The sequence below is a fragment of the Curvibacter sp. Hmag1.1 genome (assembly GCF_059769165.1).
Genome location: NZ_JBMBGX010000002.1, coordinates 423,419 through 446,140, shown reverse-complemented (window position 1 = coordinate 446,140; position 22,722 = coordinate 423,419). Strand labels below are relative to the sequence as shown.

Genomic DNA, 22,722 nt, shown 5'->3' with positions numbered 1-22,722 from the left:
AGGTCTTTACACACCCGAGGCGGTTTTGGCAGCCGCGTGGGCATTGGTTTTGGCACCGCGGCCGAGGTTGGCAGCGATCACCTTGCGCACTTCGTCGCTAGCCTGCTGGTCGAGCACGGTGTACACATCGGTTTGAGTCGCAGAAGCCGTGCGGGGTGCATCAGCCAATGACTTGCCGCTTTGGTCTGTTACGTCCACTGTGGCTTCCATGGACAGGCCCACGCGCAGCGGGTTCTGGGCGAGTTGCTCGGCATCCAGCGCCACACGCACCGGCACGCGCTGCACGACCTTGATCCAGTTGCCGGTGGCGTTCTGGGCGGGCAACAGAGAGAAGGCGGCGCCCGTGCCGGCACCCAAGCCTGCCACCGTGCCTTTGTATTCCATCTTTTTGCCGTAGAGATCAGCGGTGAGCTTGACCGGCTGGCCGATGCGGATGTTGCGCAGCTGCACTTCCTTGAAGTTGGCATCCACCCAGAGTTGGTTGAGGGGGATGATGGCCATCAGCGGGGCACCGGCGGCGACGCGCTGGCCCAGCTGTACGGTGCGCTTGGCTACGTAGCCGTCCACGGGCGCGGGCAGCTCAGCGCGGTGCAGCGCCAGAAAGGCCTCGCGCACTTTGGCAGATGCGGCAACCACGCTGGGGTGACCTTCCACATTGGTGCCTTCGGTCAGGGTCTGGTTGCTGGAGAGCTGCTCACGCGCAGCAGCCACACCCGCCTGGGCGGCGGACAGTGCGTTCTGCGCGGTGGTGAGTTGTGACTTGGCGTGGTTGAGTTCTTCTTTGGACACGGCGCCATTGCCTGCCAGTGCTTGGCGGCGGTTCAGGTCGTCGGTGGCACGGGCAATGTCGGTTTGCGCGCGGGCGATGTCGGACTCACGTAGCGTGACCTGGGCGGACAGCGTGCCGTTGTTGGCATACAGGGTGCGGACTTGACGCACCGCTTGCGCCAGGTTGGCCTCAGCTTGGTCGAGCGCAACTTTGGCATCCGCCGGATCCAGCTTCACCAGTGCCTGGCCGGCTTTCACGAAGTCGGTGTCGTCAGCCAGGATGGCGGTGACGGTGCCGCCCACTTGGGGGGTGATTTGGATCACGTTGCCTTGTACATAGGCGTTGTCGGTTTCTTCGGAATGGCGGGCGCCGTAGTACTCAAAACCGCCATAGGCCAAGCCCAGCAGTACGACGATGGAGAGAACAGTCAGGGCTTTTTTGCGTGCGGGATTGCCGGATGGCGCAACGGTAGGGGTAACAGTGGAGGTGGAAGAAGTGCTCATGGTGTTTCTTTCAATCAGGTTCAGTGCGAGTTAGGTGGGGCCGTGGTCAGTGCTTAGCGGACTACGGTGTCGCTCGTCGGTGCGGCGGCCGAGGTGGTGTCGGTGTCGGTAAAGCCGCCACCCAGTGCGCGGATCAGCTGGATCTGGGTGTCTACGCTGCGGGCCGCCAGGTCCACGGCCAACTTGCGCTGGGCCAGCACGGCGGTCTCGGCGTTGAGCACGTTCAGGTAGTTGCCCAAGCCTGCCTCGTAGCGTTGCACGGCAATGGCGTAGGCGCTTTCGGCGGATCGCTGCGCGGCTTTTTGCTCGGCCTGCTGGCGTTCAATCGATTGGGTGGATGCCAGCTGGTCTGCAACGTCGCGCACGGCGTCCGCCACAGCGGCGTTGTAGGTCTCAATGGCGGCATCCAGATCCGCTGCCTTGCCTTTGAGGTTGGCGCGCAGGCGGCCACCTTCAAACAGTGGCAGGCGGATGGCCGGGCCCACGCCCCATTGGGCGCTGCTGCTTTGCACCAGCTTGTCAAAGCCGATGCTTGAGAAGCCGGCAAACGCGGTCAGGTTGATGTTGGGGTAGAACAGGGTTTTGGCGTTGTCCACATCGCGGGTCGCAGCTTCGACGCGCCAGCGGGCGGCGACCACGTCGGCGCGCCGGCCCAACAAGTCCATGGGCACGGCCTGTACCTTGGTTTGTGCAGCTGCTACGGAATTGATAGCTGCTGGCGCACGGTTGGTGAGCGCCAGGCCCCCATTTTGTTGTCCGGTTAAGGCGGCGAGGGCGTTGGTGAGCAGAGCTTCCTGCTCTTTGAGGGCCTCGATCTGAAAGCGGGCATCAGGCAGGGCGCTCTCGCTTTGCTGGAGCTCGAGTTGGGTGTCCAGGCCGGCTTGCAGGCGATCTTTCACGAGTTGTTGGGTTTGCTGGCGCTGGGCGAGGGTGCGCTGAGCAACTTCAAGCTGGCCCTGCACCCGCAGCCACTGGAAGTAGCTGCGTGCCACATTGCTGGCCAGCATCATGCGGGCGGCCTGGGCGTCGGCTTGAGCAGCGCGGCTTTGGCCGATGGCAGCATCCAGCGCAGCGCGGTTCTTGCCGAACAGGTCCAGCTCCCAGCTGCCAGTGGCTTGCAGCGTGGCAATCTCGCGCTCGCTGCCGGCGATCGGCGCGGGCACCAGGCCGTTGCGGGTGTATAGCTGGTGGGTGGCATCCAGCCCGGCGTTCAATTGCGGCGCGCTGGCGGCATTGGCGTTATCGATTCCTGCTTGCACGCGCTGCACACGTGCCTGGGCCACGCGCAGGTTGGGGTTGTTGGCCAGGGCTTGGGCGACCAGCTGGTTGAGTTGCTCATCGCCGTAGGCTTTCCACCACTGGCTGTCCAGCGCCACGCTGTCCGAAGGAATGGCTTGGGTGGACAAGCCGGCTTGCTGCGCAGCAACCGGCTTGGCCTGGGAAAAGATGCCCGAGAAGTTGGCACACGCGCTCAAAGACGCAATGGCCACCGCGCTGAGCGCAAAACGGCTCCAGCGCAGTGCTTGTGAAGTGGAGAAGATGGTGTCTTGCATGGGGTGCTTGGCGGTCGGTAGAGGGGGTGTCGGCAGCGGCGTTGTTGGCTGCCTTGATGCGTTGGGCGTTATCCAGAATGCGGCGCAGGTAGCCCTTGAGGTTCTCGAACTCTTCAGTGCTGAAACCTTCGAGGTGGGTGTTTTGCACCTCGCACAGCACCTGGGGGATGTCGGCTGCGGCTTGCGTGCCGGCAGGGGTGAGCTGGATGTTGACCACCCGGCGGTCTTGCTCGGAGCGCACGCGCTGGACCAGGCCTTTGGCCTCCATGCGGTCCAGCAGGCGGGTGGTGGCGCCGTTGTCGAGCTCGCAGGCGCGGGCTAGTTCGGCCACTGTCGAGGCCTGCTTGTTATACAGCTTGAAGAGCGGAATCCACTGCGCGTTGGTCAGGTCGGTGTGGGCGAGCTGATGCTCCACCGACTGGGCCACGTGCGAGAGGATGCTGCGCATCAGGTAACCGACGCTGTCTTCCGGCCGGTAACTGTCGGGGCGGTAAAACGAAGGGGCAATGTGTTGCATAGCCCGAATATTAGTTGCCTGAGCAAATATTGTCAAGGCTGATATTGCGTGGGCAATGGAATGGGCGAAAAAAAAGCCGGCCCAAGCCGGCTTTCCAGGCATGCGGGTGCAGGCTTATTTCAGGATGTCGCCCAGGCAGAGGTACTTGACCTCGATGTAGTCATCCATGCCGAAGTGCGAGCCCTCGCGGCCGAGGCCCGATTGTTTGACACCGCCGAACGGCACGTGCTCGGTCGCCAGAATGCCTACGTTCACGCCCACCATGCCGTACTCCAGCGCTTCGCCCACGCGATAGATGCGGCCGATATCGCGGCTGTAGAAGTAGCTGGCCAGGCCGAACTCGGTGGCGTTGGCTGCGTCAATGGCTTCCTGCTCCGTGGTGAACTTGAACACCGGTGCAAAGGGGCCGAAGGTTTCTTCGCGGGCGCACAGCATGTCGGCGGTAGCGCCGGAGACGACGGTGGGCTCGAAGAACTGGCCTTGCAGGGCATTGCCACCGGTTTCCACCTTGCCGCCCTTGGCGACTGCGTCCGCCACATGGCGCTTCACCTTCTCGACGGCGGCGTCTTCGATCAGGGGGCCTTGCACCACGCCGTCTTCAAAACCGTTGCCGACCTTCATGGCTTTTACCTTGGCGCTGAACTTGGCCACGAACTGGTCATACACGCCGGCCTGCACATAGAAGCGGTTGGCGCATACGCAGGTTTGGCCAGCGTTGCGGTACTTGCTGGCCAGAGCGCCTTCGACCGCAGAGTCCACATCGGCGTCGTCAAACACGATGAAGGGCGCATTGCCACCCAATTCCAGCGACAACTTTTTGACCGTAGGCGCGCTTTGCGCCATCAGGATGCGGCCCACTTCGGTGGAACCGGTGAAGCTCAGGTGGCGCACCACGTCGCTAGCGCAAATGACCTTGCCCACGGCAATGGACTGATCGCTGTCGGCGGTGATCATGTTGAGCACACCAGCCGGAATGCCGGCGCGGATGGCCAACTCGGCGGCTGCCAGCGCAGTCAGCGGCGTCAGCTCCGCGGGTTTGATGATGACCGGGCAACCGGCGGCAAGCGCAGGCGCCACCTTGCGGGTGATCATGGCCAGCGGGAAGTTCCACGGCGTGATGGCTGCACACACGCCGATGGGCTGCTTGATAACCATGAGGCGGCGGTTGTTGTCGAACTGGGGCAGGGTCTCGCCGTTGACGCGCTTGGCTTCTTCGGCGAACCATTCCACAAAGCTGGCGCCATAGGCAATTTCGCCCTTGGCCTCGGCGAAGGGCTTGCCTTGCTCGGCGGTCATGATGCGGGCCAGGTCTTCCTGGTTGGCCATGAGCAAGTCAAACCACTTGCGCAGGATGATGCTGCGCTCTTTGGCGGTCTTGCTTTTCCAGGCAGGCCAGGCGGCGTTGGCCGCGGCAATGGCGGCTTCCGCGTCTGCGGCACCGAGGTTGGCCACATCGGCCAAGTGCTGGCCGTTGGACGGATCGGTCACCGCAAAGCGGCTGGCGCCAGTCACCCACTGGCCATTGATGAGTGCGTCTGTCTTGAGCAGGCTGGGGTCTTTCAACAGGGAAAGCGGCGATGTGGACATGGTGTCTCCTCAATATACAAACAAAATTGGCTGCCAGCGCCCGTGGAATATGCGCAAGCAGCTATGAAAAACGTAGCAAATTCAGGTGTGTAGCCGGCAGTCAGCGCACCGGCACCCCGGGCAGCACACACAGCATCTCGTACAACAGGTTGGCCCCTAGCAAGGCGGTGTTGCCCGTGGTGTCGTAGGGCGGTGATACCTCCACCAAGTCTGCCCCAACGATATTAAGCCCACGGCACCCCCGGATGATCTCCAGCGCCTGCGGCACGGTCAGTCCACCGATTTCAGGCGTCCCGGTACCGCCGGCGTAGGCAGGGTCAATACCGTCAATGTCAAAGCTCAGGTAGCAGGGGGTGTTGCCCACCCGATGGCGCACCTGCTCCATCACGGGGGCCAAGGACTGGTGCCACACCTCGTGGGCGGGTACCAGCGTAAAGCCTTGGCGGCGCGGCCAATCGAAATCATCGGCCGCGTAGCCGGTGCCGCGCAAGCCGATCTGGGTGACCTTGCTGCAATCGAGCAGGCCCTCTTCCACAGCGCGGCGGAAGGGGGTGCCGTGCGCAATGCGCTCGCCGAACATGTCTTCATTCACGTCGGCATGCGCATCCACATGCACCATCGCCACCGGGCCGTGTTGGGCGGCCATGGCCCGCAGAATGGGTAGCGCAATGGTGTGGTCACCGCCCAGAGTAAGCGGTATGCAGCCGTGGCCCAGCACCTCGGCGTAATAGGCGGTGATGATGTCGACTGACTTCAACAACGAGTAGGTATTGATGGGCACATCGCCCAGATCCGCCACTTGCAGGGCATCAAACGGCGCAGCACCGGTGGCCATGTTGTAGGGGCGCAGCAGGCAGGATTCCGCGCGGATCTGGCGGGGGCCGAAACGCGCACCCGGGCGGTGGCTGGTGCCTATGTCCAACGGCACACCGATGAAAGCAGCATCCAGCCCTCGGGCGGATGTGGCGACCGGCAGGCGCATCATGCTGGCGATGCCGCCGAAGCGCGGCATGGCATTGCCGGAAAGAGGTTGGTTCAAATCCATAGGGGAGAGGGGTTCAGGGTCAGGCTTTGCGGCCGCGTAGCCACTCCAGCACCAGCAACATGGTGGTGGTGAACAGGATCAACAAGGTGGCAACCGCTGCAATCGTGGGCGAGATGTTTTCGCGGATGCCGGTGAACATCTGGCGCGGCAGGGTGGTCTGCTCGGCGCCAGCCAAGAACAGGGTCACCACCACTTCGTCAAACGAGGTGGCAAAGGCGAACAGCGCGCCGGAAATCACACCTGGGGCAATCACCGGCAGGGTGACCCGCATGAAGGTGTTGAAGGGTGTCTCGCCAAGGCTCAGCGAGGCGCGCACCAGGTTGTGGTTGAAGTTGGCCAGGGTGGCGAGCACGGTGGTCAGCACAAAGGGGGCACCCATGGCAGCGTGCACGGCAATCAGGCCCACATAGCTGTCGCTCAGACCCAAGGGGGCGAAATACAAGTAGGTGGCTACGCCGATCACGATCACCGGCACTACCATGGGGGCGATCAGGAATGCCATCAGCAGGCCCTTGAAACGAAATTCGGTGCGGGTCAGGCCCACGGCAGCCAAGGTGCCCAAGACCGTCGCAATCACCGTAGCGGCGGGCGCCACGATGAAGCTGTTGCGCATGGCGTTAGACCACTCGGGCGCGGTGAGCAAGTGGCTGTACCACTTGGTCGACCAGCCGGGGATGGGGTAGGTCAGGAATGAGCTGCTGGAAAACGACAGCGGAATGATGGCCAGGATGGGCGCAAGCAAGTAGCCCAGCACCAGCACACACACAATGCGCAACAGCCACCAACCGGCCTTGTCGGCCAGCGTGAAGTAAAGGGGAAATTCGGGCAGTTTGAACATGGGTGTCTTTCTTATGCCAAGGCCAGGTCGGATTTCCCGATGCGGCGGTACACGCCATAGAGCACCAGTGTGGTGGCCAGCAGCAGGGCACCCAAGGCGCAGGCCATGCCCCAGTTGACTTCAACGTTGGTGTAGCGGGCGATGTAGTAGCTCAGCATCTGGTCATCTGCACCACCCAGCAGCGCCGGCGTGATGTAGTAGCCAATGGCCAGAATGAACACCAGCAGTGCGCCGGCACCCACACCGGGAAAGGTTTGCGGTACATAAACCCGCACAAATGCAGCCAGCGGAGCACTGCCCAGCGACACAGCAGCACGCACATAGGTGGGTGGCACGCTCTTCATCACGCTGTATAGCGGCAAAATCATGAAGGGCAGCAGGATGTGCACCATGGAAATGATGACGCCGGTACGGTTGAACAGGAGCGCCAATGGTTCGCTGATCACACCGATGCCCAGCAGCGCACCGTTGACCAGACCTTCGGACTGCAGCAACACGATCCACGCCGCCACCCGAACCAGGATGGAGGTCCAAAAAGGCACCAGCACCAGAATCATCAGCACGTTGGCTTTGCGCTCCGGCAAGGTGGAGAGCCAGTAGGCCAGCGGGTATGCCAGCACCAGGCACAGCAGGGTCACGATAAAGCTGATCTGGAAGGTCCGTACCAGAATGCCGCTGTAAGCACGCTGCTCTTCGGGCATGCGTTCGATATGGCCGTTGGCATCACGCTTCAGGTCCACCGAGGCCAGCAAGTAGTCGGGCGTCCAGCGAGAGCCGTTTTTGGCAATAGCCTGCCAGAACTCCGGCTCGGCCCAGCGGGCGTCTTTGTCCAGCAACTGCTGGCGGACGGATTCAGCATCACCTTCGATGGGCAGGGCCTTGTAGGCACCCATGATCAGCGAGCGTGCCCCGGGCGCTTCGGTGTTCAGGCGGCGCGCCAGAGCGCCGGCATCTGCCGTGTCCGGCAGGTGCGATAAATCTTGAACCAAGGCGGCGTAGGCCGCAGCTTGGGGTTGGGACGTGCGGTCCCAGCCTGCCAAGGCTTCTACCGTGGTGGGTAGGGCCTTGGCGACTTCGGGGTTTTCCACCGCGCGCATCAGGAGTGCTGCAATGGGAACCAGCAGGGTCAGGAGCAAAAACACCAGCAAGGGCAGTGTCAGGCTGAATGCCCGCCATTTGCGGCGGGACTCCGCACGGGAGAGTGCCGCGCGGAGATCGCCCGGGGGCTGGATGGCACTGGCTTGCATGGACATGGGTTCAGGCTCCTGACGGTCTACGGATTACTGGGTGGCCCAGGCAGCAAAGCGCTTTTCCAGGGCTTCGCCTTGGTCAGCCCAGAAGGTGGTGTTGAACTGCAAAGCTTCCTTGGCGTTCTTCTCGGAAGTAGGCAGGTCACCCAAGACCTTGGCGCTGAGCTTGGCCAGAGCCTTTTTGTTGGTCGGGCCGTAAGCGATGTTCTGGGCGTACACAGCCTGGTTCTCCGGCTTCATGGCGAAGTTCAGGAACTTGTAGGCTGCGTCTTTCTTGGCAGTGCCCTTGGGGATAACCCAGTAGTCCAGGTCATAAATGCCACCGGGCCAGTAGATTTGCAGGTTGCGGCCTTCGCGGTTGGCGGCGTCAATACGACCGTTGTACACGGTGGACAAGACCACATCGCCAGCCACCAGGAACTGGGGTGCCTGGGCGCCTGCTTCCCACCACTGGATGTTGGGCTTGAGGGCGGTCAATTTCTTGAAGGCGCGTTCTGCACCGTCTTTGGTGGCCAGAACCTTGTAGACGTCTGCGGGCTTCACACCGTCGGCCAGCAAAGCGAACTCGAGGTTGTAGCGGGCGCCTTTGCGCATGCCGCGCTTGCCGGGAATCTTGTTGGTGTCAAAGAAGTCTGCCCAGCTGGTAGGGGCTTTTTTGAGCTTGTCGCCGTTGTAGGCCATCACGGTGGACCACACAAACACACCCACACCACACTCGCTCACAGCGGAGGGCAGCAGGTCAGCTTTGGGGGCAATCTTGCTGTAGTCCAGCTTTTCGAACAGGCCTTCGTCGCAGCCGCGGGCTACGTCAGGGGATTCGACTTCCACCACGTCCCAGGTCACATTTTTGGTTTCCACCATGGCCTTGATCTTGGCTTGCTCACCGTTGTATTCCACTGCGGTGACCTTGACGCCTTCTTTGGCAACGGGCTCGTAGTACGCGACTTTCTGGGCGTTCGCATTGGCACCACCGAAGTTCACCACGGTAATGGCGTCTTGGGCGTGGACATTCATCGCAAAGCAGGCAGCAATAGATGCAGCAGCGATCAGGCTTTTTTTCATGGAGAGATTTCCTTAAGGGTTGAGGAAGGGACGGGGGAAAACTTCAGAGCGCGTAAATGCGCGTAAAGGGAGTCGGGAACTCAAGGTGCACCGTGCTGCCCATGGCAGGCGGTGTGAGGGCACATGCGTGGGTGAGCGGGAGCTTCACGGTGGCTTGCGCCTGGCCGGCACTCATTGAGCACAGCAAGCGCACGTGGTCGCCGTAGTACACAATGCCGGCCACTTGGGCGGCGACGGTGTTCAGTGCAGCGGGCGCCTGTACGTGCAATGCAATCCGCTCGGGCCGCACACATGCTTCCACCATCGCGCCTGCAACAGCGTTATTGACATTGATGCCGGGCAGCGTCTGGCCTTGGCCCAGGACTATGCTGGGGGCTTCTGCAGTTCCGCCCAATGTGCCGCGAAGCACCGTACTGTCTCCCACAAAACCGGCCACAAAGCGGTTGCTGGGGGCTTCGTACAGGCTTTGGGCATCTGCCAGTTGCTGGATCACACCTTCGTTGAACACCGCCACCCGGTCGCTCATGGTCAGGGCTTCGCCCTGGTCATGGGTCACATACACAAAGGTCACACCCAGCTGGCGGTGAAGCTCTTTGAGTTCGAGCTGCATGTGTTCGCGTAACTGCTTGTCCAGCGCGCCCAAGGGCTCGTCCATAAGCACCAGTTGGGGCTCGAACACCAGCGCGCGGGCCAGTGCCACGCGTTGCTGTTGGCCGCCGGAGAGGCGGGTGGGCAGCCGGTCGCCCATGCCGGTCAGTCGCACCATGTCCAAAGCCTTTTGCACCCGCTTTTCTTGCTCGTCTTTAGGCACTTTGCGCACGGTGAGCGGGTAGGCCACGTTCTGTGCCACCGTCATGTGGGGGAACAGTGCGTAGTTCTGGAACACCATGCCGAAGTTGCGCTTGTGCGGCGGGGTGCGCGTGATCTGCTTGCCGTCGAGCAGGATGTCGCCTGCTGTGGGGGACTCGAACCCGGCCAGCATCATCAGGGTGGTGGTCTTGCCCGAGCCCGAGGGTCCGAGCAGGCTCAGGAATTCACCGCGCTGGATATCGAGGTTCAGCTCCCGCACCACCAGCTGTTCGCCGTCGTACGTTTTTTGTACGCCGCTAAAGCGCACCAAGGGTTCAGTAGAGGACATGTGTTCTTCGAAAAGCAGATTCAAAATGGGCGATCAGGCCACAGCGGCGAAGCTGTCGGCCAGAATGGCCAAGCCTTCTTCCAGCAGCGCGTCGGGCGCGGTCAATGGCACCAGGATGCGGATGACGTTGCCGTAGGTACCGCAGGACAGCAGAATCAGCCCGCGTCGAGCAGCCTCTGTGACTACTTTCTTGGTCAACACCGCGTCTGGGCGGTGCACATCACCACCTTCAAACAACTCGATGGCGACCATGGCGCCCATGCCGCGTACATCACCGATGGCAGGTACCTTGGTGGCGATGGCCTTGAGCTTTTCAACCAGGAAGGCGCCCATGTCTTGACTGCGTTGCAGGAGTTTTTCTTCTTCAAAGGCCTTCATCACGGCCAGTGCGGCTGCGCAAGCCACGGGGCTGCCGGCATAAGTACCGCCCAAGCCACCTGCCGCAGGTGCGTCAATCACATCAGCACGGCCGACCACACCGGACAAGGGGAATCCACCTGCCAGCGATTTGGCCGTGGTAATCAAATCAGGAGCCACAGGCCATTGTTCGCATGCGAACCAAGTGCCGGTGCGGCCCGCCCCGGTTTGCACTTCGTCGGCGATCAACAAAATACCGTACTTGTCGGCCATGGCCTTGAGGCCGGAGATGAACTCGGGAGGGGCCACGTAGAAACCGCCTTCGCCCTGCGCGGGCTCGACGATGAAGGCAGCGACGCGTTCTGCTTCGATGTCATTCTTGAAGATCAACTCCACAGAATGCAGGGCATCCGCCACGCTCACGCCATGCAGTTCATTGGGGAACAGGGCGTGGAACACTTCGCCGGGGAAGGGCCCGAAGCCCAGCTTGTAAGGCGCCACTTTGCCGGTGAGGCCCAACGTGAAATTGGTGCGGCCGTGGTAGCCACCGGTGAAGGCGATCACTCCGGGGCGCTTGGTGTGAGCGCGGGCGATTTTGATGGCGTTTTCCACCGCTTCGGCGCCGGTGGTCAGCAGCAGGCTCTTCTTGGCAAAGTTGCCGGGTGCCATGGCGTTCAGGCGCTCGCACACTTCGACGTAGGGTTCGTAGGCGATCACCTGAAAGCAGGTGTGGGTATACAGGTCGAGCTGGGCCTTGACGGCCTCAATCACCTGGGGGTGAAGGTGGCCGGTATTGAGCACCGCAATGCCGCCGGCGAAGTCGATGAAGCGGCGACCTTCCACATCCCAGAACTCGGAGTTGCGGGCGTTCTTGATGAAAATCTCGTGGGCCTGACCGACGCCGCGGGCAACGGCGGATTGGCGGCGGGCATACAGGGCGGCATTGAGAACTTGGCGATCGGCTTGCATAAGATAGTCCGGTGTTGTTGAACGGGTGGCAGAACTATAGGAACCCGGTCCACAAACAACCATGTACACAATGATGAAAGTTTCGAGACACTGTGCAGGTCTAAAATCCTGTACAGAGTTTCCCTAAATTGGTGCGTTTTTTGACCACCTGTTGTCTGCTTTACGATCGCGCCATGCTCACACTCAGTCCCGACATTGCTACCCCCCTGGTAAGCCAGATCGTGGACGGACTGCGCGGGCTGATTGCGGGGCAGGTGCTCAAGCCCGGTAGCAAGCTGCCTTCCATCCGCGCATTTGCGGTGGCGCACAACGTCAGCGTGTTCACGGTGGTCGAGGCCTATGACCGTTTGGTCGCCCAGGGATGGCTGGTCTCGCGGGCCCATTCCGGCTTTTTTGTAAAGCGGCGTGAGGAGGGCGGCAGCGTCGGGGCACCAGCCCGCGAAGTGGAAACGCCCCGTTTTGATGCAAGCTGGTACCTCAAGCAGATTTTCGAAAACCGGAACCTGCCGTTAAAGCCCGGTTGCGGCTGGTTGCCGCATGATTGGTTATTCGGTGATGCCGTGCGCCGCAGCATGCGCCAGCTCTCCAGCGATGGCTCTGAATTGGACGGCTATGGCCTGCCCTATGGCCACATGGCCTTGCGCATGATCATTGCGGAGTCATTGGCCGAACATCAGATTTCGGCAGACGCCGGCCAGGTGTTGTTGACGCATGGCTCCAGCCAAGGGCTGGATCTGGTGGCGCGCTGCCTGCTCAAGCCGGGCGACACCGTACTGGTAGACGATCCGGGCTACCCCAATCTCTTGTTTATGTTGCGCTTCTGGGGCGTGGACGTGGTCGGCGTGCCGCGCACGGGCGTGGGCTACGACCTCGCTGCTTTGGAGGCCATTCTGGCAACCCGCAAGCCCAAAGCCTTCTTCACCCAACCCCGTTTGCAGAGTCCTACCTGCTCGGTTGCTTCGGTGGCGCAACTGCACCGCTTGTTGCAACTGGCGGAGCTGCACGATTTTGTTCTGGTCGAAAACGACATTTATGCCGACATGGATGCGACTTCGCGCACCACGCTGGCCAGTCTGGATCAGCTGCGTCGCGTGGTGTACGTGGGCAGTTATTCCAAAACCATTTCGCCCAACCTGCGTGTGGGTTACTTGTTGGCCCGGCCTGATCTGTCAGCGCAATTCGTGCAGCTGAAGATGATTGCAGGACTGACGTCTTCCGATATTGCCGAGCGGATTACATTCGGCGCGATTACGGATGGCCGCTGGCGCAAGCACCTGAAGTCGCTGCGGGACCGCTTGGGTGAAGCACACCGCCAAGTCAGTCGCAGGCTGCTGGGTCTGGGTTTTGAGATCTTTCATGAGCCTGAGGCCGGCATGTACCTGTGGGCCCGACACCCTGACATCTCGGACAGCGCCGTCCTGTCACAGTCAGCGACTCAGGAAGGCATCATGTTGGGGCCCGGCCAGTTGTTCCTGGTGGAGCCCCGGCCTACCGGATGGTTGCGCTTCAATGTAGCGTTTAGCTCGGACGAGCGCCTGTGGCGCTTTCTGGACCAGCGGATCCTGGTGGGGCAAAGCGCCGAACACGCCTGAGGCGCGCGGCGCTTACAGCAAGCCCCTCTTTGCCAAGTTGCGCATCAGGTGTGATGCGCTGAATGTCCAGGGCGGGCACTGGTCGCAGTGCCGCATGCGGTTGCGTAGGGTCCCCAGTTTGGCGCTGTGGATGGTGACCACATCGTCCAGTTTGTGGGTAAAGCCGCTGCCCGGGGCATCCCGGTCCTGCACGGGCGCAAACAAAGTGCCCAAAAACAGCATGGCACCATCCGGGTATTGGTGATGCGGGCCTATCAGCTGGGCGGCAAGGTCCAGCGGGTCACGGCTGATGCGTGCCATGGATGAATAGCCATCCATCACAAAACCGTCAGCGCCTTCCACACGCAATGTCAGTTCAGCGCTGCGCACTTCGTTGATGGTGAATTTCTCGTCAAACAGGCGAATGAAGGGCCCTACCGACGCCGAAGCGTTGTTGTCCTTGGCTTTACCCAGCAAAAGTGCTGAGCGGCCTTCCACATCACGCAGGTTTACGTCGTTGCCCAGCGTGGCACCCACGACTTCGCCGCGCGAGTTAACAGTGAGTACGACTTCCGGTTCGGGGTTATTCCAGTGTGATGCGGGGTGCAAGCCCGCGTCGTCCCCGCAGCCCACAGCGGCCAGTACCGGTGCTTTCGTAAAAATCTCTGCATCAGGGCCGATGCCGACTTCGAGGTACTGGCTCCAGGCACCTTGTGCAATCAGCACTTGTTTGAGTGCCATGGCCTGTTCCGAACCGGGCTTGAGTTTGGATAGGTCGTCGCCGATCAGTGACTGGATTTCAGTGCGTATGGCGCTCGCCGCCGCCGGGTTGCCTCTGGCTTTCTCTTCAATCACCCGTTCCAGCATGGACGTGGCAAACGTCACCCCGGCTGCCTTGATGGCTTGCAGATCACAGGGGGCCAACAGCCACGGTAAGGCAGCGTCCCTGCTGGCAGCGCTGCTGTTGGCCAGGAGGCTTTGCACACTGCAAACAGTCTCCCCATGGGCTGCGCGCAGTGCGCGGGCCGGATCGGCGGTTTCGCATACATCACGGGCTGTGGGATAGATGCTGCTGATGTCGATCACCATGCCATCGCGTACCGTAACCACGCTGGGGCCTTGTAGTTCAGGCCGCCAGATACGGCCCAACAGGGTGGCGTGGCCGGCATCGGCCGGCAGGGTGTTGTCAGGAGTGAGTTGCATAGAGGCCTATCGGGTCACGTAGCCCATGGTCTGCGGCAGCCAAAGAACGATCTGGGGAAAGCAAGTCATGGCCAGCAGCAGGCAGAGCAGCATGACCAGGAAGGGCCAGCCTTCCTTCATCATCTCGCCGATAGGAATCCCGGTCAGTGCCTTGGTGACAAACAGCAGCATGCCGAAGGGCGGATGGATCAAGCCGATCATCATGTTCAGGACCACCAGCACACCGAAGTGCACCAGGTCCACCCCCAGCAATTTGGCAGCCGGGAGCAGCATGGGCACGAAGACCAAGAGCAAGACGGACACATCCAGAAAACAGCCCAACACCAGAAACATAACGTTCACCAGCAAGAGGAACTGGATTTTGGACAGGTGCATGCTGTCGACCCACATCGCCATGCTTTGGGGCACGCCCTCGGCGGTGAAGGCGTAGTTCAGCATGAATGAGCCGGCAAGGATAAGGGTGATGACTGCGCTGCCGCGTGCGGACTCCATCACCACACCCCAGAAGCTGCGCCAGGTGAGCGCTCGGAACACCACGGCGGCGAGGATGAGTGCATGCAAAGCAGCCACTGCCGCAGCTTCAGTAGGCGTGAAAGCGCCTGAGTAAATGCCGCCTAGCAGGACGATGGGCATAGACAGCGGCAACGCACCGCGGAAAATGAGCCCGGCCCATTCAGAACGGGGCACCGGTTCGTCACGCGGCATGTTGCGTTTGACCGCGATGATGTGCACCACAAACATCATCAGGCCAGCCATCAGAAAGCCGGGCACTACACCGCCCAAAAACAAGGCGCCGACCGACGCACCGGACACCAGCGCATAAATCACCATGGGGATGGAGGGCGGGATGATGGGCCCCAGTGTTGCGCTGGCCACCACGACGGCACCGGCAAACCCGCGTGTGTATTCCGGCTTTTTGAGCATCTGGCGGATGGTGACCAGGCCGGGGCCGGCAGCATCTGCAATCGCACTTCCGCTCATCCCTGAAAAGATCACGCTCACCAGAATGTCGACTTGTGCCAAGCCTCCCCGCATGCGGCCGACCAGGATACGGCAAAAGTCAAAAATGCGCTCGCTCACGGTGCCGGCATTCATGATGTTGGCGGCGAATACAAAAAGCGGTACCGCCAGGAGCACGTAGCTGTTGTACAGGCTGTTGCCCACTTGCTCGGCTACCAGACCTACGTCCTGGCCCTTGGCAATCAAATAGCCGATACCTGCTGCCAACATAGAGAAGCCGATGGGCATGCGCAACAGCAAGCCGACCAAAAGATTAGCCACCAGTACCCACAGTCCGGTTGTCATAGTCGCAACTCCGCTTCCAGACCGATGCCGCGCACCGCGTTCCAGATGGCCCATGCACTGCGGATGACCAAAGCGATCAGCAGGAATACAAAGGGCATAAAAATCCACATGAAAGAAACGCCCAACACCGGCGAGCCTTCGCGCGCCATGAAGTGCACATAGTCCCAGCTGGCAGGAATGGCTGCAGCAGACAAGCCGCCAATCAGCAGGCTGCCTGCAATGCGCATGATCTGGCGGCTACGGTAGTTGACGCTGTTCCACAGCAAATCAAACACTACATGTTCGCGCTCTGGCACCACGGCCGCGGCACCCCAAAGAATCACCCACACATACAGAATCACCGCGGCTTCATCGGTCCACGGCAAGGGCTTGTTGAAACCGAAACGCGCCGTGATCTGGATGATGAAAACGACGAACAGGGTCAGGAAAAGGCCGCCGCCCAGAAGGTTGGCGGCCTGTTGCAATCGACGCAACATGGTTCGGTCGTCGCTTACTTGGTCGCGTTGATGCGATCCAGCAAGCCCTTGGGCCACACTTTGGCGTAGTCTGACGCTTGGTAAGTGGCTTGCACGGACTTGCGGAATGCATCCACATCAGGCGTCGATACCTGCAGGCCTTCCTTCTTGAAGAATTCGACGAGCTGGCCTTCTTCCTTGATGCGGTTCTCGTTGTTGTAAGCAGCTGCAGCTTGGGCGGCTGCTGTCACCTTTTGCTTTTGCGCCGGCGAGAGTGCATTGAAGCTCTTGTTGGAGATCGCGATGAAGATGCCGTCTACCAGGTGGCTGGTCAACACGATTTGTTTGGTGACTTCGTAAAACTTGGCAGCGCGTACCGAGGGCAGGGGGTTGTCCTGGCCGTCGATGGTACCGGTCTTGAGCCCCATGTACACCTCGCCGAATGCCAGCGGTGTGGCGGTGGCACCCAGCGCTTCACCCAGGAACAACCACTCTTTGGAGCCGGGCATGCGAAGCTTCACGCCTTTCAGGTCTGCAGGTGTTTTGACCGGCTTGGCTTCGCGCAGGTTGACTTGGCGGGTGCCCAAATAGACGGTGGCCAGCGGTGTGACCTCCATTTTTTCAGACACGGCCTTGAACAGCTCCGCACCAATGGGGCCGTTGAAAATCTTTTGTTGCTGTTCCGGATCGCGCACCACGTAGCCGGCGGTGAAGATGGAGAACTCGGGAACGAGCTTGGCAATGTCAAAGGCCGAAATGCTGGACAGCTCCAGGTTGCCACGCGCCATGGCCGCAGGCTCGGTGCCTTGCTTGAACAGGGTGGCGTTCAGATTGATCTGAACATCGAACTCGCCGGGTGCTGTTTTCTCCAGTTGTTCCTTGAACACGGTCCACATCTTGGCGTGCCAGTCGTCGGGCACTGCGGGGGTGGAGATGCGCAGCACGGTCTTAGTCTGTGCCATGGCCGGCAATGCGGGCAGCGCGGCAGCGCCCATTGCGGCAGCGGCGCCCAGCAGGGTTCGGCGATTCAGTCGGGTAGTTGTCATGGTGTTGTCTCCTCGTGTTGTTGGTGTTTACAGGTGGCTCAATGCGGCACCCAGTGCACGATAACCGCTGCGAACGGTTTGTAACTCGGTGTTATCCAAGGGGCTCAAAGGGGCGCGCATGGTCAGCCACGCCTCGTCGCCGGACTGCTCTGCAAGCATGGCTTTGTAGACGCCCACAAAGGGCATACCGGGCTTGACGGATAGCAGCTTGAGCAAATCAAGAATGAGTTGTTCATCCGCTTGGCTGACCTTGTCGGGTGCGCTCATCACCCGCTTCATCAGGCGTGGTGCAATGTTGGACAGGCCATTGATGGAGCCCGATCCACCTTGGCACATGACCGGTGCCACATGGGGCTCCGCCCCGACCAGAATGGACAAATCCGGGAAAGCACGGGCTAATGCGAGTGAGTGCTCGAGGTCTCCACTGCTGTCTTTCACGCCCATCACCTGCCCGGGGTGGCGGCGCACCAGTTCTGCAATGGCGGCGTGCGAGAAGCCGAAGGTGCTCATGAAAGGGAAGTGGTAGAGCAGCAGTTTCAAACCATCGTCGCCTATGCCTCGCACCACCTGGGACACGGCCTCGATGATGCCGGCGTCTTTGGGTTGATTGAAGAAAAAGGGCGGCATCAGCATCTGACGGTGCACGCCCAAGCCGCTGGCGTGACGGCCCAGTTCGATGGCATCGCCCAGCGCCAACGCGGTGGTGGTCACAATGATCTGGTCGGGACGTATGCCGTGGGCCAACATGGCTTCCAGCAGGCCCGTGCGCTCAGCCATCGTGAATGCCGGGCCCTCGCCCGTCGTACCGAAAAGGGTCACGCCATCGCAACCTGCCTCGAGCATGCGTTGTGCATGGGCCAAGGCACGTGGGGTATCTAGCGTGCCGTCGTCGGTGACGGGCAGCAAAAGCGCGGGCCAAAGGCCGTGGATATCGGGGTTCAAACGTGTCTCCTGGTGTTGTCGGTGGGAAGCGGGTCAAAGTGGGGGGTGGGGCTGACGCCCCATTCATTGCGCACTTGTTCCAAAGGGGCATGCATGACCCGGTTGCGGGCGCTACTGATGTGTTCCTCCAATAGGGTGGCGGCTTTGGCGCCATCCCGCGCTCGTAGCGCTTCGATAAAGCGCAAGTGCTCCTGCATGGCTGGAATGAGGCGGCCCGGGGTAATCACGCTTTGTTCGAGCTTGATCAGTCGTACCCGCAAGCTGTTGACCCGGTACTGGTCGGAAATGATGTCGTTGCCCAGTGCGTCCACCATGCGGTCATGCAGGCCCCAGTCCAGCGCTTGGGCTTCGTCCAGCAGGGTGGCGTCTTGCAATGCATCGGGCGCCGCGGCACGGGCCAATATCCGGTGGTGGCTGGCTTCAATGGCTTCCAGTTCAGCATCGGTTGCGGTGTGCACGAAATGCAGCAATGCCTCCCGTTCGATCATGGAGCGCACCTGAAACGCATTGCGGATCAGTCGCAGGTCCACATGGGCAATCTGCAGACCGCGTTGCGGCACAGTTTTGACAAGGCCAGCAGCTTCCAGGCGGGGAATCATCTCGCGCACCGCGCCCAAGGGCATATCCAGCAAGGTCATCAATTCGCGTTGCGACACAAACTGCCCGGCACGGATGGTTCCCTCAAACACCTGTCGCGTGAAACCTTGGTAAGCCTTGGCACGCTGGCTCAGCGAGTCGTCGACAGGGCTGTTTACCACTTGATTCATGACTGACATGTTAGTTGTGTGCCAGCCGGAGTCCTATTGGGATAAACCCGCAGCTAATGGAACGGCTCTGGAGCGGCCGGTCCATCTGCGGGGGCGGCGATAATAGTGGGTTCTATTGATCCACCACTCGAAGAAATTCCGTCATGACCCAGCCCGTAATGAGTGTTGCCGACATTCGTAAATCCTTCCTCGACTTCTTTGCCTCCAAGGGGCATACCGTCGTGGCGTCCAGTCCGCTGGTACCGGGCAATGACCCCACCCTGATGTTTACCAACTCGGGTATGGTGCAGTTCAAGGATGTGTTTCTGGGCACCGACAAGCGCAACTATGTGCGTGCGGCCTCTGTGCAAGCCTGCCTGCGTGCCGGTGGCAAGCACAACGATCTGGAAAACGTGGGCTACACCGCCCGCCACCACACCTTCTTCGAGATGCTGGGCAACTGGAGCTTCGGCGACTACTTCAAAAAGGAAAGCCTGAACTGGGCGTGGGAACTGCTGACCACCGTCTACAAGTTGCCCGCGGAAAAGTTGTACGCCACCGTCTACCAGGAAGACGACGAGGCCTACGCCATCTGGGAAGATATCTTCGTCAAGGCCGGCTGGACCCCTGAGCGCGTAAAGCAAGAGGGACGCATCATCCGCATCGGCGACAACAAGGGCGGCCGCTACAAGAGCGATAACTTCTGGATGATGGCCGACACCGGCCCCTGCGGCCCGTGCTCGGAAATTTTTTACGACCACGGTGCCCACATTCCCGGCGGCCCGCCCGGCAGCCCGGACGAAGACGGCGACCGCTTCATCGAGATCTGGAACAACGTGTTCATGCAGTTCAACATGGACGAGACCGGCGCGGTGACCCCGCTGCCCGCACCCTGCGTGGACACCGGCATGGGGCTGGAGCGTCTGGCCGCTATCTTGCAGCATGTGCACAGCAACTACGAAATCGACCTGTTCGATGCACTGATCAAGGCCGCCTCCCGCGAAACCGGATGCTCGGACCTTACAAATAAGTCTTTGCGCGTGATTGCCGACCACATCCGCGCCACTGCGTTCCTAGTAAGTGACGGCGTGATCCCGAGCAACGAAGGTCGCGGTTATGTGCAGCGCCGCATCGTGCGCCGCGCCATCCGCCATGGCTACAAGCTGGGCCAGAAGACACCGTTCTTCCACAAGCTGGTGAAGGACCTGGTGCAGGTCATGGGCGCGGCATACCCCAACATGGCATCGCAAGAGGCTCGCATCACCGAAGTGCTGCGCGTCGAAGAAGAGCGATTCTTCGAAACCCTAGCCACCGGCATGCAGATTCTGGACGAAGCCCTGGCTGGCGGTGTGAAAGTGCTGCCTGGTGAAGTGGCCTTCAAGTTGCACGACACCTATGGTTTCCCGCTCGATTTGTCGGCCGACGTGTGCCGCGAAAACGGTGTGGAAGTCGACAGCGCCGGTTTTACCGCCGCCATGGAAGCGCAAAAGGCCAAGGGCCGTGCAGCGGGCAAGTTCAAGATGGACAAGGCGCTGGAGTACACCGGCGCAGGCAACACCTTTGTAGGTTACGAGCATCTGACCCAGTCTGCAAAAATCGTAGCGCTCTACGCAGACGGTACGGCGGTTAGCGAGCTGAAGGCCGGTCAAGACGGCGTGCTGGTGCTGGACACCACACCGTTCTACGCCGAGAGCGGCGGCCAGGTGGGCGATGAGGGCGCGGTGTTCTCGGATGCCGGTCTGTTTGAAGTGGGTGATACCCAGAAGATCAAGGCCGATGTGTTCGGCCACCACGGCACGTTGAAGACCGGCGTTTTGCGCGTGGGCGATGCCGTAACCGCCCATGTGGACGCCGCCAAGCGCGCCGCCACGGTTCGCAACCACAGTGCCACTCACTTGATGCACAAAGCCCTGCGTGAAGTGCTGGGCGAGCATGTGCAGCAAAAGGGCTCGCTGGTGAATGCCGAGCGCACCCGTTTTGACTTTGCACACAACGCGCCTGTGACTGCCGAGCAAATTCGCCAGATTGAAGCAAAAGTGAACGCCGAAGTGCTGGCCAATGCCGCCGCGCAAGCGCGGGTTATGGACATTGAGTCCGCCCAAAAGACGGGCGCGATGATGCTGTTCGGAGAGAAATACGGTGAAACCGTGCGCGTGCTCGACATCGGCTCCAGCCGCGAGCTCTGCGGCGGCACCCACGTTCATGCCACTGGAGACATTGGCTTGTTCAAGGTGGTGGGCGAAGGCGGCGTGGCTGCTGGCGTGCGCCGCATTGAGGCGGTGACCGGTGCCAACGCACTGCATTACCTACAAGATTTGGAAGACACAGTCGGCGCTGCAGCAGCAACGCTTAAGACCCCCGTGGCTGAGTTGGGCAACCGCTTGGGCCAGATCGTGGACCAGGTCAAGGCGCTGGAGAAAGAAGTTGCAGCACTCAAGGGCAAGTTGGCTTCCGCACAGGGCGACGAGCTGGTGAGCAGCGCGGTAGACGTGAACGGCGTGAAGGTGCTGGCAGCCAAGCTAGAAGGCGCGGACGCCAAGACCTTGCGCGACACCATGGACAAGCTCAAGGACAAACTCAAGACTGCCGTCATCGTGCTGGGCGCTGTCGATGGCGACAAGGTGCAGATCGCAGCCGGCGTGACCAACGACACGACAGCCAAGGTCAAAGCCGGTGAGCTGGCCAACTTTGTCGCAAGTCAAGTAGGTGGCAAGGGCGGCGGCAAGGCCGACATGGCCATGGCCGGTGGCACCGAGCCTGCCAAGCTGGCCGGTGCGCTGGCCAGCGTCCAAGCCTGGGTAAGCGCCAAGCTGTGAAGGCAGAGCGTTAACCTCATAATTGCTATCAATACAGGAGCTGCTCGCGCTTATTCCATGGGCGTCAGCAGCTCTTTTTATGCCTAAATCAAGTATTCAACGCCGTCAGGCACTGGCAACTTTAGGGGCGTGGTGGATGCCCGCGGCCCAAGCTGCCACGGAATCCATCAGCCCAGGCTTTGACCTCCAGCCATGGCCTCGCGGTCGCGCGGCGCCAGCGTTTCCCGCGACGGATATGACCGGGCAAGCGGTGTCACTTCAGGCGCTACGGGGCAAGGTGGTGTTGGTCAACTTCTGGGCCAGTTGGTGCGAACCCTGCCGGGCCGAAATGCCCTCGCTGCAAGCGTTGGCCGAGCGCGAGAAAGCGCAGTTGGTTGTGTTGACTATCAACCTCAAGGAAAGCCCCGAGGCCATAGCGCGCTTTGTGCAGTTCACCGGCCTGACTTTGCCCGTACTGCGGGACCCGCTAGGCGACACTGCTCGCGTTTGGGGTATCAAGATTTACCCGTCTACGGTGTTGGTGGACTCAAAAGGCCAAGTCCGCAGTGTGGTGCGAGGGGCGTTGGATTGGGCGGGTTCCGAAGGCGAGGCCCTGTGGCGCCCCTTGTTAAGAGCAGAGCCTCAGCGCACGCCCAAGCGCTGAACCAGAGCTTGTACTTCGGCGTCCCGCACCGCAGGCGCCCCATCGGCCGCACTGGACTGAATCAGGCGGCGCAGCGTCTCCAGGTGGGGCATCACGGTGCCAAAAAATGTAGCGCGTTCACCTTGGGCAATCAACAGGGTGGGGAAGTTTTCCACCTCAATCGGGTCCACCAGATCGGCTTCATCTTCCACATCCACCCAGTGCATGCGCGCGCCGGGGAACTCAGCCTGCAGCGCGGTGAACAGGGGCTGGTAGTCCTTGCAAGTGCCGCACCATTGGGCACACAGGCAGGCAACCAGCAGTGGAGCGGTGGCGGATTCAGCGGGAGTAGACAAGTGCTGGCTCATGACTCAAATCAATATCGATATAACGGGCTTCAGGGGTATGAAGTTTTACAATATAGGGTT

Annotated in this window: 19 protein-coding genes and 1 pseudogene; 3 read left to right on the top strand and 17 right to left on the bottom strand. The window is 61.0% G+C overall.

Annotated features, from left to right (window positions below; translation table 11 throughout):
* Positions 1-6 precede the first annotated feature (6 nt).
* The 10 genes and pseudogenes from ACOAP0_RS02535 to gabT all read right to left on the bottom strand — a co-directional run bounded on the left by ACOAP0_RS02535 (position 7) and on the right by gabT (position 11,588).
* Positions 7-1,272 (bottom strand): HlyD family secretion protein, encoded by a 1,266-nt coding sequence (locus ACOAP0_RS02535; RefSeq protein WP_498375721.1) that lies wholly within the window; start codon positions 1,270-1,272, stop codon positions 7-9.
* A 53-nt stretch (positions 1,273-1,325) separates the two neighbouring features.
* Positions 1,326-2,825 (bottom strand): efflux transporter outer membrane subunit, encoded by a 1,500-nt coding sequence (locus tag ACOAP0_RS02530; protein WP_498391303.1) that lies wholly within the window; start codon positions 2,823-2,825, stop codon positions 1,326-1,328.
* A 190-nt stretch (positions 2,826-3,015) separates the two neighbouring features.
* Positions 3,016-3,273: pseudogene (locus ACOAP0_RS02525) on the bottom strand (MarR family winged helix-turn-helix transcriptional regulator); the annotation flags it as partial.
* A gap of 183 nt (positions 3,274-3,456) precedes the next feature.
* Entirely contained in the window at positions 3,457-4,929 is a 1,473-nt protein-coding gene (locus ACOAP0_RS02520; protein ID WP_498375723.1) for an NAD-dependent succinate-semialdehyde dehydrogenase, read from the bottom strand.
* Between the two features lie 100 nt (positions 4,930-5,029).
* Complete coding sequence (speB, locus tag ACOAP0_RS02515; RefSeq protein WP_498375724.1) at positions 5,030-5,974, bottom strand: agmatinase; 945 nt, start codon at positions 5,972-5,974, stop codon at positions 5,030-5,032.
* Positions 5,975-5,993: 19 nt separating this feature from the next.
* The gene (locus ACOAP0_RS02510) at positions 5,994-6,812 is read right to left on the bottom strand and encodes an ABC transporter permease (RefSeq protein WP_498375725.1); all 819 of its coding nucleotides are present in this window, start codon (positions 6,810-6,812) and stop codon (positions 5,994-5,996) included.
* A gap of 11 nt (positions 6,813-6,823) precedes the next feature.
* Positions 6,824-8,065 (bottom strand): ABC transporter permease, encoded by a 1,242-nt coding sequence (locus ACOAP0_RS02505; RefSeq protein WP_428984457.1) that lies wholly within the window; start codon positions 8,063-8,065, stop codon positions 6,824-6,826.
* 27 nt (positions 8,066-8,092) lie between these two features.
* The gene (locus ACOAP0_RS02500; RefSeq protein WP_087494334.1) at positions 8,093-9,124 is read right to left on the bottom strand and encodes an ABC transporter substrate-binding protein; all 1,032 of its coding nucleotides are present in this window, start codon (positions 9,122-9,124) and stop codon (positions 8,093-8,095) included.
* 43 nt (positions 9,125-9,167) lie between these two features.
* The gene (locus tag ACOAP0_RS02495; protein WP_498375727.1) at positions 9,168-10,262 is read right to left on the bottom strand and encodes an ABC transporter ATP-binding protein; all 1,095 of its coding nucleotides are present in this window, start codon (positions 10,260-10,262) and stop codon (positions 9,168-9,170) included.
* A 33-nt stretch (positions 10,263-10,295) separates the two neighbouring features.
* Positions 10,296-11,588: a 4-aminobutyrate--2-oxoglutarate transaminase gene (gene gabT / locus ACOAP0_RS02490; RefSeq protein WP_498391301.1), complete on the bottom strand. Its 1,293-nt coding sequence runs from the start codon at positions 11,586-11,588 to the stop codon at positions 10,296-10,298.
* 173 nt (positions 11,589-11,761) lie between these two features.
* On the opposite strand from gabT, the gene ACOAP0_RS02485 reads away from it, so the two are divergent.
* Complete coding sequence (locus ACOAP0_RS02485) at positions 11,762-13,180, top strand: aminotransferase-like domain-containing protein (RefSeq protein WP_498375729.1); 1,419 nt, start codon at positions 11,762-11,764, stop codon at positions 13,178-13,180.
* 12 nt (positions 13,181-13,192) lie between these two features.
* On the opposite strand, the gene ACOAP0_RS02480 is transcribed toward ACOAP0_RS02485, so the two are convergent.
* From ACOAP0_RS02480 to ACOAP0_RS02455, 6 genes are read right to left on the bottom strand one after another with little or no spacing between them, the layout of a single operon-like run.
* Positions 13,193-14,362: a fumarylacetoacetate hydrolase family protein gene (locus tag ACOAP0_RS02480; RefSeq protein ID WP_498375730.1), complete on the bottom strand. Its 1,170-nt coding sequence runs from the start codon at positions 14,360-14,362 to the stop codon at positions 13,193-13,195.
* 6 nt (positions 14,363-14,368) lie between these two features.
* Entirely contained in the window at positions 14,369-15,667 is a 1,299-nt protein-coding gene (locus ACOAP0_RS02475) for a TRAP transporter large permease (protein WP_498375731.1), read from the bottom strand.
* A complete protein-coding gene (locus ACOAP0_RS02470; protein ID WP_498375732.1) occupies positions 15,664-16,143 on the bottom strand; it encodes a TRAP transporter small permease in 480 nt (159 codons plus the stop codon). Before ACOAP0_RS02470 ends, ACOAP0_RS02475 begins: the two co-directional genes overlap by 4 nt.
* Positions 16,144-16,157: 14 nt before the next feature.
* On the bottom strand, positions 16,158-17,168 hold the full coding sequence (locus tag ACOAP0_RS02465) for a sialic acid TRAP transporter substrate-binding protein SiaP (protein WP_498375733.1): 1,011 nt from the start codon (positions 17,166-17,168) through the stop codon (positions 16,158-16,160).
* Positions 17,169-17,195: 27 nt separating this feature from the next.
* Complete coding sequence (locus tag ACOAP0_RS02460; protein ID WP_498391300.1) at positions 17,196-18,110, bottom strand: dihydrodipicolinate synthase family protein; 915 nt, start codon at positions 18,108-18,110, stop codon at positions 17,196-17,198.
* Entirely contained in the window at positions 18,107-18,877 is a 771-nt protein-coding gene (locus tag ACOAP0_RS02455; RefSeq protein ID WP_498375735.1) for a GntR family transcriptional regulator, read from the bottom strand. Before ACOAP0_RS02455 ends, ACOAP0_RS02460 begins: the two co-directional genes overlap by 4 nt.
* A gap of 143 nt (positions 18,878-19,020) precedes the next feature.
* On the opposite strand from ACOAP0_RS02455, the gene alaS reads away from it, so the two are divergent.
* Together alaS and ACOAP0_RS02445 are read left to right on the top strand one after the other, a co-directional pair.
* Positions 19,021-21,672 (top strand): alanine--tRNA ligase, encoded by a 2,652-nt coding sequence (gene alaS, locus ACOAP0_RS02450; protein ID WP_498375736.1) that lies wholly within the window; start codon positions 19,021-19,023, stop codon positions 21,670-21,672.
* Between the two features lie 79 nt (positions 21,673-21,751).
* Positions 21,752-22,315: a TlpA family protein disulfide reductase gene (locus tag ACOAP0_RS02445; RefSeq protein WP_498375737.1), complete on the top strand. Its 564-nt coding sequence runs from the start codon at positions 21,752-21,754 to the stop codon at positions 22,313-22,315.
* Here ACOAP0_RS02445 and ACOAP0_RS02440 read toward each other — a convergent pair.
* Positions 22,294-22,650, bottom strand: a complete 357-nt coding sequence (locus ACOAP0_RS02440; protein WP_498391299.1) for a thioredoxin family protein — start codon at positions 22,648-22,650, stop codon at positions 22,294-22,296. The genes ACOAP0_RS02445 and ACOAP0_RS02440 overlap by 22 nt on opposite strands.
* Positions 22,651-22,722: the final 72 nt, after the last annotated feature.